14 protein-coding genes and 4 tRNA genes are annotated in these 16370 nt (G+C 71.1%); 11 read left to right on the top strand and 7 right to left on the bottom strand.

Annotated elements, in window-relative coordinates:
- Positions 1 to 69: 69 nt before the first annotated feature.
- A complete protein-coding gene (gene purM, locus ACFYZS_RS09850; protein ID WP_389008985.1) occupies positions 70 to 1140 on the top strand; it encodes a phosphoribosylformylglycinamidine cyclo-ligase in 1071 nt (356 codons plus the stop codon).
- Positions 1141 to 1238: 98 nt separating this feature from the next.
- Here purM and ACFYZS_RS09845 read toward each other — a convergent pair whose 3' ends face one another.
- A complete protein-coding gene (locus tag ACFYZS_RS09845; RefSeq protein WP_030292353.1) occupies positions 1239 to 1505 on the bottom strand; it encodes a DUF3073 domain-containing protein in 267 nt (88 codons plus the stop codon).
- A 279-nt stretch (positions 1506 to 1784) separates the two neighbouring features.
- The gene (locus tag ACFYZS_RS09840) at positions 1785 to 2897 is read right to left on the bottom strand and encodes a Leu/Phe/Val dehydrogenase (RefSeq protein WP_389008981.1); all 1113 of its coding nucleotides are present in this window, start codon (positions 2895 to 2897) and stop codon (positions 1785 to 1787) included.
- Between the two features lie 229 nt (positions 2898 to 3126).
- Here ACFYZS_RS09840 and ACFYZS_RS09835 point away from each other — a divergent pair, with 229 nt between their 5' ends.
- Together ACFYZS_RS09835 and bldC are read left to right on the top strand one after the other, a co-directional pair.
- The gene (locus ACFYZS_RS09835) at positions 3127 to 3981 is read left to right on the top strand and encodes a hypothetical protein (protein ID WP_389008978.1); all 855 of its coding nucleotides are present in this window, start codon (positions 3127 to 3129) and stop codon (positions 3979 to 3981) included.
- 500 nt (positions 3982 to 4481) lie between these two features.
- Entirely contained in the window at positions 4482 to 4688 is a 207-nt protein-coding gene (gene bldC / locus ACFYZS_RS09830) for a developmental transcriptional regulator BldC (protein ID WP_003949541.1), read from the top strand.
- A 550-nt stretch (positions 4689 to 5238) separates the two neighbouring features.
- Here bldC and ACFYZS_RS09825 read toward each other — a convergent pair.
- Both ACFYZS_RS09825 and hrpA read right to left on the bottom strand, forming a co-directional pair.
- Positions 5239 to 5312: transfer RNA gene (locus tag ACFYZS_RS09825), tRNA-Asp, on the bottom strand.
- 69 nt (positions 5313 to 5381) lie between these two features.
- Positions 5382 to 9317, bottom strand: a complete 3936-nt coding sequence (gene hrpA, locus ACFYZS_RS09820) for an ATP-dependent RNA helicase HrpA (protein WP_389008975.1) — start codon at positions 9315 to 9317, stop codon at positions 5382 to 5384.
- 117 nt (positions 9318 to 9434) lie between these two features.
- Between hrpA and ACFYZS_RS09815 the strand changes: the two genes are divergently transcribed.
- The 3 genes from ACFYZS_RS09815 to ACFYZS_RS09805 are packed head-to-tail and all read left to right on the top strand — an operon-like array spanning position 9435 to position 11522.
- A complete protein-coding gene (locus ACFYZS_RS09815) occupies positions 9435 to 9815 on the top strand; it encodes a hypothetical protein (RefSeq protein ID WP_389008972.1) in 381 nt (126 codons plus the stop codon).
- Between the two features lie 55 nt (positions 9816 to 9870).
- Positions 9871 to 10680 (top strand): DsbA family protein, encoded by an 810-nt coding sequence (locus tag ACFYZS_RS09810; RefSeq protein WP_389008969.1) that lies wholly within the window; start codon positions 9871 to 9873, stop codon positions 10678 to 10680.
- Positions 10677 to 11522, top strand: coding sequence for a cytochrome c biogenesis CcdA family protein (locus tag ACFYZS_RS09805; RefSeq protein WP_389008966.1), 846 nt, complete (start codon positions 10677 to 10679; stop codon positions 11520 to 11522). Before ACFYZS_RS09810 ends, ACFYZS_RS09805 begins: the two co-directional genes overlap by 4 nt.
- A gap of 36 nt (positions 11523 to 11558) precedes the next feature.
- On the opposite strand, the gene ACFYZS_RS09800 is transcribed toward ACFYZS_RS09805, so the two are convergent.
- The 3 genes from ACFYZS_RS09800 to ACFYZS_RS09790 form a co-directional block, all read right to left on the bottom strand.
- Positions 11559 to 11635: transfer RNA gene (locus ACFYZS_RS09800), tRNA-Phe, on the bottom strand.
- A 22-nt stretch (positions 11636 to 11657) separates the two neighbouring features.
- A tRNA-Asp gene (locus ACFYZS_RS09795) sits at positions 11658 to 11731 on the bottom strand.
- Positions 11732 to 11770: 39 nt separating this feature from the next.
- Positions 11771 to 11843, bottom strand: a tRNA-Glu gene (locus ACFYZS_RS09790).
- Positions 11844 to 11971: 128 nt separating this feature from the next.
- Here ACFYZS_RS09790 and ACFYZS_RS09785 point away from each other — a divergent pair.
- The 5 genes from ACFYZS_RS09785 to ACFYZS_RS09765 form a co-directional block, all read left to right on the top strand.
- Entirely contained in the window at positions 11972 to 12322 is a 351-nt protein-coding gene (locus tag ACFYZS_RS09785; RefSeq protein ID WP_030160118.1) for a metallopeptidase family protein, read from the top strand.
- Complete coding sequence (locus tag ACFYZS_RS09780) at positions 12319 to 12825, top strand: fluoride efflux transporter FluC (protein ID WP_389008962.1); 507 nt, start codon at positions 12319 to 12321, stop codon at positions 12823 to 12825. Before ACFYZS_RS09785 ends, ACFYZS_RS09780 begins: the two co-directional genes overlap by 4 nt.
- The gene (locus ACFYZS_RS09775; protein ID WP_389008959.1) at positions 12822 to 13196 is read left to right on the top strand and encodes a fluoride efflux transporter FluC; all 375 of its coding nucleotides are present in this window, start codon (positions 12822 to 12824) and stop codon (positions 13194 to 13196) included. Before ACFYZS_RS09780 ends, ACFYZS_RS09775 begins: the two co-directional genes overlap by 4 nt.
- Before the next feature lie 258 nt (positions 13197 to 13454).
- The gene (locus ACFYZS_RS09770; protein ID WP_389008956.1) at positions 13455 to 13970 is read left to right on the top strand and encodes a hypothetical protein; all 516 of its coding nucleotides are present in this window, start codon (positions 13455 to 13457) and stop codon (positions 13968 to 13970) included.
- 278 nt (positions 13971 to 14248) lie between these two features.
- Positions 14249 to 16370: DEAD/DEAH box helicase (locus ACFYZS_RS09765; protein ID WP_389008953.1), on the top strand; the 2122-nt coding region annotated here is incomplete at its 3' end.

Below are 16370 nucleotides of genomic sequence, written 5' to 3'. Positions count from 1 at the left end.
CTGCCTTTACGAGTGCTTCTCCCAGGGCCCGGCACCACCCGCAGTAACGACACGAAAGCTCTCCCTGTCATGACAGAGAAGACCACCGGTGCCAGCTACGCAGCCGCGGGCGTGGACATCGAAGCCGGAGACCGCGCGGTCGAACTGATGAAGGAGTGGGTGAAGAAGACGCAGCGCCCCGAGGTCCTCGGCGGCCTCGGCGGATTCGCCGGCCTCTTCGACGCCTCCGCCCTCAAGCGCTACGAGCGCCCGCTGCTGGCCTCCGCGACCGACGGTGTCGGCACCAAGGTGGACATCGCCCGCCAGCTCGGCGTGTACGACACCATCGGCCACGACCTCGTCGCGATGGTCATGGACGACATCGTCGTCTGCGGCGCCGAGCCGCTCTTCATGACCGACTACATCTGCGTGGGCAAGGTCCACCCGGAGCGTGTCGCGGCGATCGTGAAGGGCATCGCCGAGGGCTGCGTCCTCGCCGGCTGCGCCCTGGTGGGCGGCGAGACCGCCGAACACCCGGGTCTGCTCGGCCCGGACGACTTCGACGTGGCGGGCGCCGGCACCGGTGTCGTCGAGTACGACCGCCTCCTCGGCGCGGATCGCATCCGTACGGGTGACGCCGTCATCGCGATGGCATCGTCCGGCCTTCACTCGAACGGGTACTCGCTGGTCCGGCACGTCCTCTTCGACCGCGCCGGCATGTCGCTCGACCAGCACGTGGAGGAGCTCGGCCGGACCCTCGGCGAGGAGCTCCTGGAGCCCACCAAGATCTACTCGCTGGACTGCATGGCGCTCACCCGTACGGCCGAGGTCCACGCGTACTCGCACATCACCGGCGGCGGACTCGCGGCGAACCTGGCCCGGGTCATCCCGGACCACCTGCACGCCACGGTCGACCGTTCGACCTGGGCCCCGGGTGCCATCTTCGACCTGGTCGGCAAGGCCGGTCAGGTGGAGCAGCTGGAGCTGGAGAAGACCCTGAACATGGGCGTCGGCATGATGGCCGTCGTCCCGCAGGAGTCGGTGGACGTGGCGCTGACCGCGCTGGCCGACCGGGGCGTCGACGCCTGGGTCGCGGGAGAGATCCTGGACCGGGGCGACCGTACCGAGGGTGCGACCCTCACCGGTTCCTACGCGAGCTGAGCAGCACTGAACCCGGTCCGGAGGCGAGGCCCCGGACCGGGTTCAGTGTTTTTCGATTTTCGACTCTCGCGCAGACGCGAAAGAGACGCGGGAGAGCGTCAAGCGCCGCGACGCTGTGCCGACGGGCCGGACTCCTCGTCCTCGTCGTCGTCGTCATCGCTGTTGTACAGATCCGCGTACTTGGCGTACGGGTCGTCGTCGTCCAGATCGTCATCGACTTCGACCGGCTCGCTGACAGGCAGCAGCGGTTCCGTCGGCGATGCGCCCAGCTCATTGGCCAGACGCGAGAGGTCAGTCCCGCCGCTGTTGTACTTCAGCTGGCGGGCGACCTTTGTCTGCTTGGCCTTGGCCCGGCCGCGCCCCATGGCTCGACCCCCTCGGTGACGGGGCTCGACGGCCCCAGAGTCTGACACGCGTTCATGGTTCGGAGCGGGCTCTCCGTGGAGAGACCGTCCGTAGGGGTTTAACGGTACCTGCTTCCGCGGCCATACGGTACGCCGCCCGCATGACGTGCCCCGGTGCAGGACCAATGAGGCGCCCCGTCCTCGCTGGTCAGCTGCGATTTTAACCCTTTCCTGGCGGGCGACCCGCCGAAGTGCAGTGAGTTCCGTCTCGCCGCAACCCCGGCGGGTGCACGCAAGGGGCTAGAGCGCCGGGGCCGAGCCCTTCGCGGCCTTCGCCGCGCGGGCGTCCGCCATCCGCTGCTCGGCGATCCGGTCGGCCGCCGCGGCCGGCGGGATCCCGTCCGCCTTCGCACGAGCGAAGATCTCCAGCGTGGTGTCGAAGATCTTCGTGGCCTTCGCCTTGCACCGGTCGAAGTCGAAGCCGTGCAGCTCGTCCGCGACCTGGATGACCCCGCCCGCGTTCACCACGTAGTCGGGCGCGTAGAGGATCCCGCGGTCCGCGAGGTCCTTCTCCACGCCCGGGTGGGCGAGCTGGTTGTTCGCGGCGCCGCACACGACCTTGGCGGTCAGGGCCGGTACCGACGCGTCGTTCAGCGCGCCGCCGAGGGCGCAGGGGGCGTAGATGTCCAGGCCCTCGGTGCGGATCAGCGCGTCCGTGTCGGCCACCGCGGTGACCTGCGGGTGCTTGTCGAGGACGCGGCGCAGCGACTCCTCGCGCACGTCCGTGATCACGACCTCGGCGCCGTCCTCCAGGAGGTGCTCGACCAGGTAGTGGCCGACCTTGCCGACGCCCGCCACGGCGACCTTGCGGCCGCGCAGCGTCGGGTCGCCCCACAGGTGCTGGGCGCTGGCCCGCATGCCCTGGAAGACGCCGAAGGCGGTGAGGACCGAGGAGTCGCCGGCGCCGCCGTTCTCGGGGGAGCGGCCGGTCGCCCAGCGGGTCTCGCGGGCCACGACGTCCATGTCCGCGACGTACGTGCCGACGTCGCAGGCCGTGACGTAGCGGCCGCCGAGGGACTCCACGAACCGGCCGTAGGCCAGCAGCAGTTCCTCGGACTTCAGTACGTCGGGGTCGCCGATGATGACGGCCTTGCCGCCGCCGAGGTCGAGACCGGCGAGGGCGTTCTTGTACGACATGCCGCGCGAGAGGTTCAGCGCGTCGAGGACGGCCTCCTCGTCCGAGGCGTACGCGTGGAAGCGCGTACCGCCGAGGGCGGGGCCCAGGGCGGTGGAGTGGATCGCGATGACGGCCTTCAGGCCGGAGGCTCGGTCCTGGCACAGCACGACTTGCTCGTGGCCGCCCTGTTCCGTGCGGAACAGGGTGTGCAGGACGCCGTCGGTCATTTCGGTCACGGTGGTGACTCCCATGGAAAGAGATGCGGCGGAATGACGCCCGCCCTGCGGGTGGGGGAGGGCGTGCTGGGAGCAGAGTAAGACCTGCGGGCCGTGCGTAGGCGACCTGTCCGGAGATCGGAACGCTCCGGGGGTGCGGGGGCCCTCGGAGCCGGCCCCGTGGCGGGGCCGGCGCGGGCCGGCGGGCGCCCGGCGAGTAGCGCCCGGCGGGGCGGGGGAGTACGAGAGCGTGAGCGAATCCTCCGACCCCAAGCTGCCCGCGGCGCGCTCGGCGCCGAACGTCCCGTACGCCTCCTACCTGCGCGTCTACGAGCCCCTGACGGCCTTCGCGGAGCCGGAGCGCACGCACTGGGCCTCGTACGCGCGGCGCGGTGTCGTGGCGACGGCCCAGGACGAACTGCGCCGCTCCCTCTCCGACTTGGTCCGGGTCCCGGTGGTCGGGGTGCCGGCGCACGAGAGCGCGGACGCCTTCACGGCGGAGGTGGACGGCGTGCTGCTGGTCTGCCCGTGGCGGACCAGACTGCGCGGCTGGCTGGCGCTCCAGGAGCTCGTCGACCAGTTTCCGCTGCCGGTGCTCGACGCGGCGCTCCCGCCGGGCGCGCGGCGGCGGGCGGCCGAGGAGTACGAGAGCTGGCGCGAGCGGAACCCGGACGCGCGCCCCTGGATCCGTACCGGGGTGTGGCAGGTGCCGCTGCGCTGGTTCGTGCTGGTGGCCGACGACGAGCGGGAGTACCTGCCGGGTGAGCGGATGCGCTACCGGACGCCGATGGTGCAGGCCCGGCGGCGGCTCGCGCGGGCGCTGCGGATCCTGCGGGAGGCCGAGGGGTACGCGGGGCTCGCGGAGGGGCTGGTGGACGTCGGCAGCTGGCTGGAGGAGTTCCACCCGCGCTCGATGGTCGAGCTGGACTACGGGGGGCTGGTCCACGCCCTGCCGGCGGACCGGCTGAGCACCGACCGCTCGGCGCGGGACGTGGCGGCGGGGATCGCGGCGCTGCGGGCCGGGGACGGGGCGGCGGCGGCGGAGGCGTACGCGGAGCTGGCGGAGCGCTGGAGGGAGGTCCGGGAGAGACTGTTCGCCAACTGACCCCCGAACCGGTCCCCCGAGTTCTTGATCGCGACACATTCGGGCCTTAGTTCCAGGACCTACGTCCCGATACGGGCCATTGACTCAAGCGTGACGGACCGCACTATCTACACCCTTGCGCCCTTCCCCTACCCTCGTGCCAAAATAGGACAAGGAGTCCGGGGAGGGTTCCTTTCGCCCAACTTTGGGCGGAATGCTCGGCATTGCACTCTACGGGGGGTCCCGACGACTCCTGATCGCTCTGTGACTGATCGTCACAGTGGGGTGACTGTCCGTTATAGGGCGGTCCATCGGCTTCCGCCGCTGATGAACACCTCGGAGGGCAATTCCATCGGTTTGGCCGTCGAGGCTGGACGGATGGTGTAGTTGTAGTGCCGAGGACAAGCCGTTCGTCCTATAACCGACTCGGCCCGCGTATGTCCATTTCGGGCAACGCGGGCCAAGGTGCAGAATTTAGAGGAAAGAACCGAGATGGTTCGGTTCTCCCGAGGAGGCCGCTCATGACCGCTCGCACCCCTGATGCCGAGCCGCTGCTGACCCCGGCTGAGGTTGCCACGATGTTCCGCGTGGACCCGAAGACGGTCACCCGCTGGGCCAAGGCTGGCAAGCTCACGTCCATCCGCACCCTGGGTGGACACCGCCGTTACCGCGAGGCCGAGGTTCGCGCACTGCTCGCGGGCATTCCGCAGCAGCGCAGCGAGGCCTGAGGTCGCGCAAGCACCCCGCTTTACCGGGCTTGAATCGGGTCCCCCAATCCGATGAAACCCACAGTCTTCAAACGCCTGGACCTGCCCCAACAGGTCCTTGTCGTCGGATCGCGCTGGACTCCGCCGGGTCCAGCGCGATCCTTTTTTTATGCCCGGGGAGGGGCGGAATCGAGTGCGCGCGGGAGGCCGGCAGGGTAGGTGCCATTGCACATATTAAATCGAGCACGCGTATGGGTGCGATAAATGTGCGAGTCTCAAAAACTCATGTGGTGACTCCCGTCACAGGCAGTAACTCTTGTGCGAGGCGCAATGCACCCGTAAGGGGACGTGCGTCGCAGAGTGCCTCATGCGGACGGGGGATTTCGGCGCGGGTGGCGGCGGGGAGCCGGGCGGGCGGCGTCGGGGAGACGGCCGGGAGCCGGTGGGCCCCGGTCGGCATGGGAAGCGGCGTCGGGGCCGGCATCGGGGCCGGCATCGGGGGCGGTGGTCGGGGCGCGGGGGCAACGCAACAGGGCCCGCATCCCTGGGGATGCGGGCCCTGCTCTTCTTGCGAACCTGACGGGACTTGAACCCGCGACCTCCACCTTGACAGGGTGGCGAGCTAACCAACTGCTCCACAGGTCCTCGATTTGCGGCCGCTGGGCGGCTGCGAATCAGACTGTACCCCAGCTCAGGGGGTGCAGTCGAACCCGATCAGCGGGCCGGGCCCGGGGCCGCCGCGTCCACCGCCTTCACGATCCGCTTGTCGGAGATCGGGTAGGCCGTCCCGAGCGCGTGCGCGAAGTAGCTGACCCGGAGTTCCTCGATCATCCACCGGATGTCGGTGACCGCGGACGGCACCGGCCGGCCCTTCGGCAACTGCTCCAGCAGCCACGCGTACTCGTCCTGCATCTCGTGCACCTTCTGCATGCGCGTGGTGTCGCGCTGGGCGCCCGTGGGCATCTGCTGGAGCCTCCGGTCCACCGCCACCAGGTAGCGCATCAGGTCCGGCAGCCGGCGCAGGCCCGTCAGGGTGACGAAGCCGGCCGGTACGAGGGCCGCCAGCTGCGTCCTGACGTCCTGCACGTTCGCCACCAGGGCCAGGCTGTTCGTGGCCTTCAGACGGCGCTCACAGGCCTGCCAGGCGGCCAGCACCTGCTGAACCTGGCCCACGGTCCGCACGGTGGTGTCCACCAGGTCGGCGCGGACGGCCTCGTAGAGGGCCCGGAAGGCCGCCTCGTCCCAGGCGGGGCCGCCGTGGTCGGCGATCAGCTTGTCGGTGGCGGCGGTCGCGCAGTCGTCGAACAGCGCCTGGATGGAGCCGTGCGGGTTGCGGGACAGGGCCAGCTTCTGCTGGTTGGTCAGGTGGTCCGAGGCGAACTTCGCCGGGTTCACCGGGATGTTCAGCAGGATGAGCCGCCGGGTGCCCAGCCACATCGCCTGCTGCTGCTCGGCCTCCGTGTCGAAGAGCCGTACGGACACGCTGGTGCCCTCGTCCACCAGCGCCGGGTACGCCTTCACCGGCTGGCCGGCCCGCCGGGTCTCGAAGACCTTGGTCAGCGTGCCGATCGTCCAGTCGGTCAGCCCGGTGCGCTCCAGCGACTCCCCGCCCGCGCGCTCGGCGGTGGCCGCGGCGGCCTTGGAGAGGGCCTGGCGGGCCTTCGGCTTCAGCTTCAGCCGCAGGGCCTCCAGGTCCTTGTCCTCGGCGAGGTTCTTGCGGCGCTCGTCGACGATCCGGAAGGTGATCTTCAGGTGGTCCGGGATCCGGCCGAGGTCGAAGTCCTCGGCGGTGACCGGGACCCCGACCATCCGCTGGAGCTCGCGCGCCAGGGTGACCGGCAGCGGCTCCTGCAGGGGCACCGCCGTGTCCAGGAAGCGGGTCGCGAAGTTCGGCGCGGGCACGTAGTGCCGGCGGATCGACTTCGGCAGCGAGCGGATCAGCTCGGTGACGACCTCTTCCCGCAGGCCCGGGATCTGCCAGTCGAAGCCCTCGTCGGTGACCTGGTTCAGCACCTGGAGCGGGATGTGGACGGTCACGCCGTCCGCGTCCGCACCCGGCTCGAACTGGTAGGTCACCCGGAACTTGAGCTGCCCCTGGCGCCAGGAGTCCGGGTAGTCGGCCTTGGTGACCCCGGCCGCCTTCTCGGTCAGCAGCATTTCGCGCTCGAAGTCGAGGAGTTCGGGCTCCTCGCGCTTCTTGTGCTTCCACCACGAGTCGAAGTGCGCCCCGGAGACCACGTGGTCGGGGATCCGCTGGTCGTAGAAGTCGAAGAGGGTCTCGTCGTCGACCACGATGTCGCGGCGCCGTGCCCGGTTCTCGAGCTCCTCCACCTCGGTGAGGAGCTTGCGGTTGTCGGCGTAGAACTTGTGGTGCGTGCGCCAGTCGCCCTCGACCAGCGCGTTGCGGATGAACAGCTCGCGCGAGACCTCGGCGTCGATCCGGCCGTAGTTGATCTTCCGCTGGGCGACGATCGGCACGCCGTACAGCGTGACCTTCTCGTACGCCATGACGGCCGCCTGGTCCTTCTCCCAGTGCGGCTCGCTGTACGTGCGCTTGATCAGGTGCTGGGCGAGCGGCTCGACCCACTCCGGCTCCACCTTGGCGTTGACCCGCGCCCACAGCCGCGAGGTCTCCACCAGCTCCGCCGACATCAGGAACTTCGGCTGCTTCTTGAAGAGCGCCGAGCCCGGGAAGACCGCGAACTTGGCGGACCGGGCCCCCAGGTACTCGTTCTTGTCGGTGTCCTTGAGGCCGATGTGCGAGAGCAGGCCGGCCAGCAGCGAGATGTGCACGCTCGTCTCGGGGGCGTCGCCCTCGTTGACGTGGATGCCCATGCCCCGGGCGACCGTGCGCAGCTGCGAGTAGATGTCCTGCCACTCGCGGATCCGCAGGAAGTTCAGGTACTCCTGCTTGCACATCCGGCGGAAGGAGGAGGAGCCGCGCTCCTTCTGCTGCTCGCGCACGTAGCGCCACATGTTCAGGAACGAGAGGAAGTCGCTCGTCTCGTCCTTGAAGCGGGCGTGGTTCTGGTCGGCCTGCGTCTGCTTGTCCGAGGGCCGCTCGCGCGGGTCCTGGATGGACAGGGCCGCCGCGATGACCATGACCTCGCGGACGCAGTTGTTCTTGTCCGCCTCGACGACCATGCGCGCCAGCCGGGGGTCCACGGGGAGCTGGGAGAGCTGGCGGCCCATCGGGGTGAGCCGCTTCTTCGGATCCTTCTCGGAGGGGTCCAGCGCGCCGAGCTCCTGGAGCAGCTGGACGCCGTCGCGGATGTTGCGGTGGTCCGGCGGGTCGATGAAGGGGAACTTCTCGATCTCGCCGAGGCCGGCCGCGGTCATCTGGAGGATGACGGAGGCCAGGTTCGTCCGCAGGATCTCGGCGTCCGTGAACTCGGGACGGGAGAGGAAGTCGTCCTTGGAGTAGAGCCGGATGCAGATGCCGTCGCTGGTACGGCCGCAGCGGCCCTTGCGCTGGTTGGCGCTGGCCTGGGAGATCCGCTCGATGGGCAGCCGCTGGACCTTGGTGCGGTGGCTGTAGCGGGAGATCCGGGCATTGCCCGGGTCGATCACGTACTTGATGCCGGGGACGGTGAGGGAGGTCTCGGCGACGTTGGTCGCGAGAACGATCCTGCGGCCGGTGTGCTGCTGGAACACGCGGTGCTGCTCGGCGTGCGAGAGGCGGGCATAGAGGGGGAGGACCTCCGTGAAGCGCAGATTCCGCTTGTTCAGGGCGTCCGCCGTGTCGCGGATCTCGCGCTCGCCGGAGAGGAAGACCAGGACGTCGCCCGGCCCCTCGGACTGGAGCTCGTCGACGGCCTCGCAGATCGCGGTGATCTGGTCGCGGTCGCTCTCCTCGCCGTCCTCCTCCAGGAGGGGCCGGTAGCGCACCTCGACGGGGTAGGTACGGCCGCTGACCTCGACGATCGGGGCCTCGCCGAAATGCCGGGAGAACCGCTCCGGGTCGATCGTGGCGGAGGTGATCACGACCTTGAGGTCGGGGCGCTTCGGCAGCAGCTGGGACAGGTAGCCCAGCAGGAAGTCGATGTTGAGCGAGCGCTCGTGGGCCTCGTCGATGATGATCGTGTCGTACGCGCGCAGCTCGCGGTCCGTCTGGATCTCGGCGAGCAGGATGCCGTCGGTCATCAGCTTCACGAAGGTCGCGTCCTGGTCCACCTGGTCGGTGAAGCGGACCTTCCAGCCGACCGTCTGGCCGATCTCGGACTTCAGCTCCTCGGCGATCCGCTCCGCGACCGTGCGGGCGGCGATCCGGCGGGGCTGGGTGTGCCCGATCATGCCCCGGACGCCGCGTCCCAGCTCCATGCAGATCTTGGGGATCTGCGTGGTCTTGCCGGAGCCGGTCTCACCGGCGACGATCACGACCTGGTGGTCGCGTATCGCCTCGGCGATCTCGTCCTTCTTCTGGCTGACGGGCAGGTTCTCGGGATACGTGACCTCCGGCATCCGCGAGGCACGGCCGGCCAGTCGCGCGGCGGCCTTCTCGGCCTCCGCGGCGATCTCGTCGAGCACGGCCTGCTTGGCCTCGGGCTTTCGGATGCGGCGGGCGCCTTCGAGGCGGCGGCCGAGGCGGTGCGCGTCACGGAGGGAGATCTCACCGAGAAGCGTCTGCAGGGCGGCGAAGGAAGTAGACATACCTGATCGAGGATCTCACCCGCGGGCGCCGGGTGGCGAACGCATTTGTGCCCCTCCCCGTACCATTTCGGGACGAGATCGTCTGAACCGACCAGCTGACCGAGTGAGAGGCCCGCCATGTCCCGCGCCCGTGGTGTGTGGTGGCTGCTCGCCGCCGTGATCGCGGTGCTGGTGGGGTGTGCGGTGCCCGCGGCGGCGCTTCCGGTTCAGGGTTCCGTTTCTGCTCCGGTTCCGGGTGTGGCGGCCGTGTCCTCGGCCGCCCCGGCGCACGCCGCGGCCTCCGCCGACCGGGGGCCCTCCTGTGATCCCGGGACCCGGGACCACGGACAGGCCCCGGGCGTGCCGCCGCGCGGTGCCGGGGAGCACGCGCACGCCCCGGTGGGTCGTCCCGCGGTGGAACAGGTCTGGGCGGACCGGGTGGCGCCGGTTCCGGTGCTGGTACGGGGGCCGGACCAGCCGGCTCCGGGGCCGGTGGAGCTGTCCGTGATGCGGGTGTAGGGGACCGGCCCTCCCGCCGGTCCACCTTCACCGTCCGCAGCTCTGGAGCACCCGTATGTCCTCTTCCCCCACCCGTTCCTCGTCCTCCTCGTCCTCCTCTTCGTCCTCTTCCTCGTCCTCCGCTTCCGCGCGCAAGCGGCTGCTGATCTCCGCCGGGGTCGCGGTCGCCGCCGTGACCCTCGGGATCGTGTCCTGGCAGGCCACCGCGCCCGAGGACAGGCCGGCCCGGACCTCCTCCTCCGCCGCGGCCGCCCCCAAGGGCTCCGACGTCCACGCCGAGCTGGCGAAGCTCGCCCGCCGCGAGTCCGGGGACAAGCTCGCGGCCGGCCGGGCGGACGCGCCCGTCGTGCTGATCGAGTACTCCGACTTCAAGTGCGGCTACTGCGGAAAGTTCGCCCGCGACACCGAACCCGCACTGGTGAAGAAGTACGTCGAGGACGGCACCCTGCGCATCGAGTGGCGCAACTTCCCGATCTTCGGCGTCGACTCCGAAGCCGCAGCCAAGGCCGCCTGGGCCGCCGGGCAGCAGGACCGGTTCGCGCAGTTCCACGCCGCCGCGTACGCCGACGGAGCCAAGGAGAAGGGCTTCGGCCAGGCGCGGCTGCTGGAGCTGGCCCGCGAGGCAGGGGTCCCGGACCTGGAGCGCTTCCAGCGGGACATGGCCGGCGAGGCGGCCGCGGCCGCCCTGCAGAAGGACCAGGAGGAGGGCTACCGCATCGGTGTCACCTCCACCCCGTCCTTCCTGGTCAACGGGCAGCCGATCGCGGGCGCCCAGCCGCTCGGCGCCTTCGAGGCGGCGATCGCCAAGGCGAAGGCTCAGTCCAAGGCCGAGCCGCAGACGGCCGACGGCCGGGCCGCGCGGTGACCGGCGTCGGCGACATCGGGTACCTGGCCGCGCTGCTGGGCGGGCTGCTCGCGCTGCTCAGCCCGTGCAGCGCCCTGCTGCTGCCCGCGTTCTTCGCGTACTCGATCGACTCCGCCTCCCGGCTGATGGCGCGGACCGGGATCTTCTACGCGGGCCTCGCGAGCACCCTCGTACCGCTGGGCGCGGCGGGCTCGTACGCCGGGCGGTTCTTCCACGGCAACCGTGACGGGCTCGTCCTGGCCGGAGGCTGGCTGATCATCGCGCTCGGTCTCGCCCAGATCCTGGGCCTGGGCTTCGCCTCGAAGCGGATCTCGGAGCTGTCGGGGCGGATCCGGCCGACCACCGCCCTGTCGGTGTACGCGCTGGGCGCGGTCTACGGGCTGGCCGGGTTCTGCGCCGGCCCGATCCTCGGCAGCGTCCTGACGGTGGCGGCGGTCAGCGGCAGCCCCGTCTACGGCGGGCTGCTGCTCGCGGTGTACGCGCTGGGGATGGCCGTACCGCTGTTCCTGCTGGCGCTGCTGTGGGAGCGGTTCGACCTGGGCCGGCGGCGCTGGCTGCGCGGGCGGGCCGTCCGGGTGGGCCGCTTCGAGCTGCACACCACCTCGCTGCTGTCGGGGCTGTTCTTCATCGCCCTCGGCGCGCTGTTCCTCGCGTACGACGGGGCGAGCGCGCTGCCCGGGCTGCTCGACGTGGACGACTCGTACGCGGTGGAGCAGCGGGTCCGGAGCTTCGCGGACGCGGTGCCTGACTGGGCGCTGCTCGGGCTGGTGGCGGCCGGCGCGGCGGCGGTCGGTGTGACGCAGTGGCGCCGCGGCGAGCGCCGGGAGCGGGAGAACGGGTAACGCAGAAGGCCCCGTCCGATGGACGGGGCCTTCTTGTGGTGGCTGGGGCCGGGGTCGAACCGGCGACCTATCGCTTTTCAGGCGATCGCTCGTACCAACTGAGCTACCCAGCCACGAGACCGTTTCCGGCCTCAGCGATCCTGACGGGACTTGAACCCGCGACCTCCACCTTGACAGGGTGGCGAGCTAACCAACTGCTCCACAGGACCTTGCAGTGTGCGAGAACAAGTCTTGCACACGGTAATGCGTACCCCCAACGGGATTCGAACCCGTGCTACCGCCTTGAAAGGGCGGCGTCCTGGGCCACTAGACGATGAGGGCTAAAGGCCCGCCGGGCACTTCTTCAGCGCGTCGGGGACGTGAGAAGCATATGGGATCCGGGGAGCTATCGCCAAAACGGTTTCTCCCCCACATGCGGGAGGTGCCCCCACCGGAGGGACAATGGCCCGGTGCTGGAGATGACGCGCGAGGAGTTCGAAGAGCTCGTCGCAGAGGCCCTGGACCGCATCCCGCCGGAGCTGACGCGGCTGATGGACAACGTGGCGGTGTTCGTCGAGGACGAACCGCCGGCGGACGATCCCGAGCTGCTCGGCCTCTACGAGGGGACCCCGCTCACGGACCGCGGCGAGTGGTACGCCGGGGTGCTGCCGGACCGGATCACGATCTACCGGAACCCCACGTTGCGGATGTGCGAGGACCGGGAGAGCGTGATCGCGGAGACGGAGGTCACCGTGGTGCACGAGATCGCCCATCACTTCGGGATCGACGACGAGCGGCTGCACGCGCTGGGTTACGGGTGACCGGCCCGGCCGGGGGCGGCGCGGCGGAGGCCATCGATCCGGACGTCGACCTCCATGTGCCCGGGCAGCGGGCCGAACGGCGCGGCCCGGTGCTCGCGGCGATCGCGGCGGGCGGCGCGCTCGGGGCCTCGGCGCGGTACGGGGCCTCGCTGCTGTGGCCGGCCGCCGGGCCCGGGGCCTTCCCGTGGACGACCTTCTGGACGAACGTGATCGGCTGTGCGCTGATCGGGGTGCTGATGGCGCTGATCAGCGAGGGCGGCCGGACGGCGCCGCATCCGCTGGTCCGGCCGTTCGCGGGGGTCGGGGTGCTCGGCGGGTTCACCACGTTCTCCACGTACGCGGTGGACTTCTCGCGGCTGCTGGACGCGGGGGAGGCCGGGCGTGCGCTGGCGTACGCCGGGCTCACGGTGGTGGCGGCGCTGGGCGCCGTGTGGGCGGGGGCCGCGCTGACCCGCCTCGCGACCGGTCTTCCCGTACGGGGCGGCCCGCGGAGGCGCGGGTGAACTGGCTGCTCGTGGTGGTGGGCGCCGTAGTGGGGGCGCCGCTGCGCTATCTGACGGACCGTGCGGTGCAGGCGCGGCACGACTCGGTGTTCCCGTGGGGGACGTTCGTGGTGAACGCGGGCGCGTGCCTGGTGCTCGGGGTGCTGACCGGGGCGGTGCTGGCCGGCGCGGCCTCCGAGCGGCTGAGCCTGCTGCTGGGGCCGGGGCTGTGCGGGGCGCTGAGCACGTACTCGACGTTCTCGTACGAGACGCTGCGGCTGTACGAGCGCGGCTGGCGGTTCCTGGCGGCGGCGAACGCGGCGGCTTCGGTGCTGGCGGGGCTGGGTGCGGTGACGCTGGGGTCGCAGGTGGCGCGGCAGTTGTTCGCCTGAGCCTCGGGTTCCGGGGTCTGCGCCGTCCTGGGGCCCGAGCCGTCCGGAGGCCTGAGCCGTCCGGAGGCCCGAGCCGTCCGGAGGCCCGAGCCGTCCGGGGCCGGGGCCGGTGCCGGGCGGCCGGCGGATTGCGGACAGGCGGTGTCCCCAAGGGCGTGTCTCTTACGGGGCAAAGGGAGTTGGGCACATTGACCCGCTCTCCGCGGACCCTGACCGCCCACCTCCGGCAGCCGCCGGGGGACCCCCAGGAGGTGCCCCGTGCGCCAGTTGTCCGCTTCCCTCCGGTTGGCCGCCGCCGTGCTCGCGGTCGCGGCCACGGCGGGCTGCATGAGCGTCGGCGAGGACGGGGCGAAGCCCGGGCCCTCCTCGTCGGCGGACCGCAAGGCGGCCGCGGAGGCGGCCGGAGGTTCCGTTTCCGGCAAGGGCCCGGGGGCGCGCGGCGCCGGGCACGGCTCGAAGCCGGGTGCGGCGGGCGAGGAGGGCAGGCCGGCCGAGGACGGCAAGGCCTCCGGTGCCACCGGGGCCACCCCCAGCCCGGGCGCTCCCGGCGGCCGGCCCGGGGCTCCTTCGCCGTCGGCCGGTCCGGGCGGCGGGCCCGGCGGCCAGGGCGGGCAGCAGCCGACCTCGGGCGGATCCGGAAGCGGTGGCTCCGGCGGAACGCAGGTCTCGCCGCCCCCCGCCCAGTCGCCGACCCCCGAGCCGCCCGTGACTTCGCCCACTCCGCCGGCCCAGACGCCCCCGGCTCCGGAGCCCAGCGCGTCGGCCTCTTCGTAGCCGCGGACGGCTCCCGGGGGTGGTGTCGGGCGGGTGCCGGCCTCCCCGGATCCGGGGGATCGTCGCAGGTCAGGGCGGATCGGGTCGGAACGACTTGCCAGACCCCGGGGAGGGTGCGTATGGTTATAGATCGTTTGATCCCATTGCCCGGCGCCGAATCCGAAGAGCGCCGTGTGGCGCGTACTCTCCCTAGCCGTGGCTGACCGCATTGAGGCGGTCGATTTGCGATTCACGGAGTTTGGGCGCGTGCCGAGACTCCGGAAGGTTTCGCATTTCGCATGTCCATTTCCAGTTCTGACCGTGCCGTCATGCCCGAGAACGACTCGAACGAGATCGTCGACGCCGTCGAGGCCCTTGTGGTCACCGAGGCGATCGAGGCCGCTGAGGCGGACGAGATCATCGAGGCCCTCGAGGCCGACGTGACGACCGACCAGTCCATCGACGCCGAGGCCGACGACGCCGACGCCGAGCCCACCATCACCTTCGGCGACCTCGGTCTGCCCGAGGGCGTCGTGCGCAAGCTCGCGCAGAACGGTGTCACCTCCCCCTTCCCGATCCAGGCCGCGACCATCCCGGACGCCCTGGCCGGCAAGGACATCCTCGGCCGCGGCCGCACCGGCTCCGGCAAGACCCTCTCCTTCGGTCTGCCCACCCTGGCCCGCCTGGCCGGTGGCCACACCGAGAAGAAGAAGCCCCGCGCGATCATCCTCACGCCGACGCGTGAGCTCGCGATGCAGGTCGCGGACGCCCTCCAGCCGTACGGCGACGTGCTCGGCCTGAAGATGAAGGTCGTCTGCGGCGGTACCTCGATGGGCAACCAGATCTACGCCCTGGAGCGCGGCGTCGACGTCCTCGTCGCCACCCCGGGCCGTCTGCGCGACATCATCAACCGCGGCGCCTGCTCCCTGGAGAACGTCGAGGTGGCCGTCCTCGACGAGGCCGACCAGATGGCCGACCTGGGCTTCCTGCCCGAGGTCACCGAGCTGCTCGACCAGATCCCCGGCGGCGGCCAGCGCATGCTCTTCTCCGCCACCATGGAGAACGAGATCGGCACCCTGGTCAAGCGCTACCTGTCCAACCCCGTCACGCACGAGGTCGACAGCGCGCAGGGCAACGTCACGACCATGACGCACCACGTCCTCGTCGTGAAGCCGAAGGACAAGGCGCCGGTCACGGCCGCCATCGCCGCCCGCAAGGGCCGCACCATCATCTTCGTCCGCACCCAGCTGGGCGCCGACCGCATCGCCGAGCAGCTCGTCGAGGCCGGCGTGAAGGCCGACGCGCTGCACGGCGGCATGACGCAGGGTGCCCGTACCCGCGTCCTCGCGGACTTCAAGGACGGCTACGTCAACGCGCTCGTCGCGACCGACGTCGCCGCCCGAGGCATCCACGTCGACGGCATCGACCTGGTCCTGAACGTGGACCCGGCCGGCGACCACAAGGACTACCTGCACCGCTCGGGCCGTACCGCCCGTGCCGGCAAGTCGGGCGTCGTGGTCTCCCTGGCCCTGCCGCACCAGCGCCGCCAGATCTTCCGCCTGATGGAGGACGCGGGCGTCGACGCCTCGCGCCACATCGTCCAGGGCGCCGGCGCCTTCGACCCGGAGGTCGCCGAGATCACCGGTGCGCGTTCGCTGACCGAGGTCCAGGCCGACTCCGCGAACAACGCCGCCAAGCAGGCCGAGCGTGAGGTCGCCGACCTCACCAAGCAGCTGGAGCGCCTGACGCGCCGTGCCGCCGAGCTCCGCGAGGAGGCCGACCGCCTGGTCGCCCGCTCCGCCCGTGAGCGCGGCGAGGACCCGGAGGCCGCTGTCGCCGAGGTGGCCGAGGCCGCCGTCGCCGAGGTCGCGGCCGCCGTTGCGGCCACGCCGGCCGTCGAGGAGCGCCCCGCCTTCCAGGCGCGCGACGACCGAGGCAGCTACGAGCGCCGCGACAACCGTCGTGACGACCGTGGCGGCGACCGCGGTGGAGACCGTGGCGGCTTCCGCCGCGACGACAACCGTGGTGGCGGCTTCCGCCGCGACGACCGTCCCTCGGGCGGCTTCAACCGTGACGACCGCGGTGGCGACCGTGGCGGCTTCCGCCGCGACGACCGCCGTGACGACAACCGTGGTGGCGGCTTCCGCCGCGACGACCGTCCGTCCGGTGGCTTCCGCTCCGGCGGCGACCGTCCGACCGGCGGCTTCAACCGTGACGACAACCGTGGTGGCGGCTTCCGCCGCGACGACCGTCCGTCCGGTGGCTTCCGCTCCGGCGGCGACCGTCCCACCGGTGGCTTCCGTCGCGACGACCGTCCGTCGGGCAGCTTCAACCGTGACGACCGCGGTGGCGACCGTGGCGGCTTCCGCCGCGACGACCGCCGTGACGACAACCGTGGTGGCGGCTTCCGCCGCGACGACC

This window comes from Streptomyces sp. NPDC001903, from assembly GCF_042891345.1.
Taxonomy (GTDB): domain Bacteria; phylum Actinomycetota; class Actinomycetes; order Streptomycetales; family Streptomycetaceae; genus Streptomyces.
This window is presented reverse-complemented; position numbering and strand designations above follow the sequence as displayed.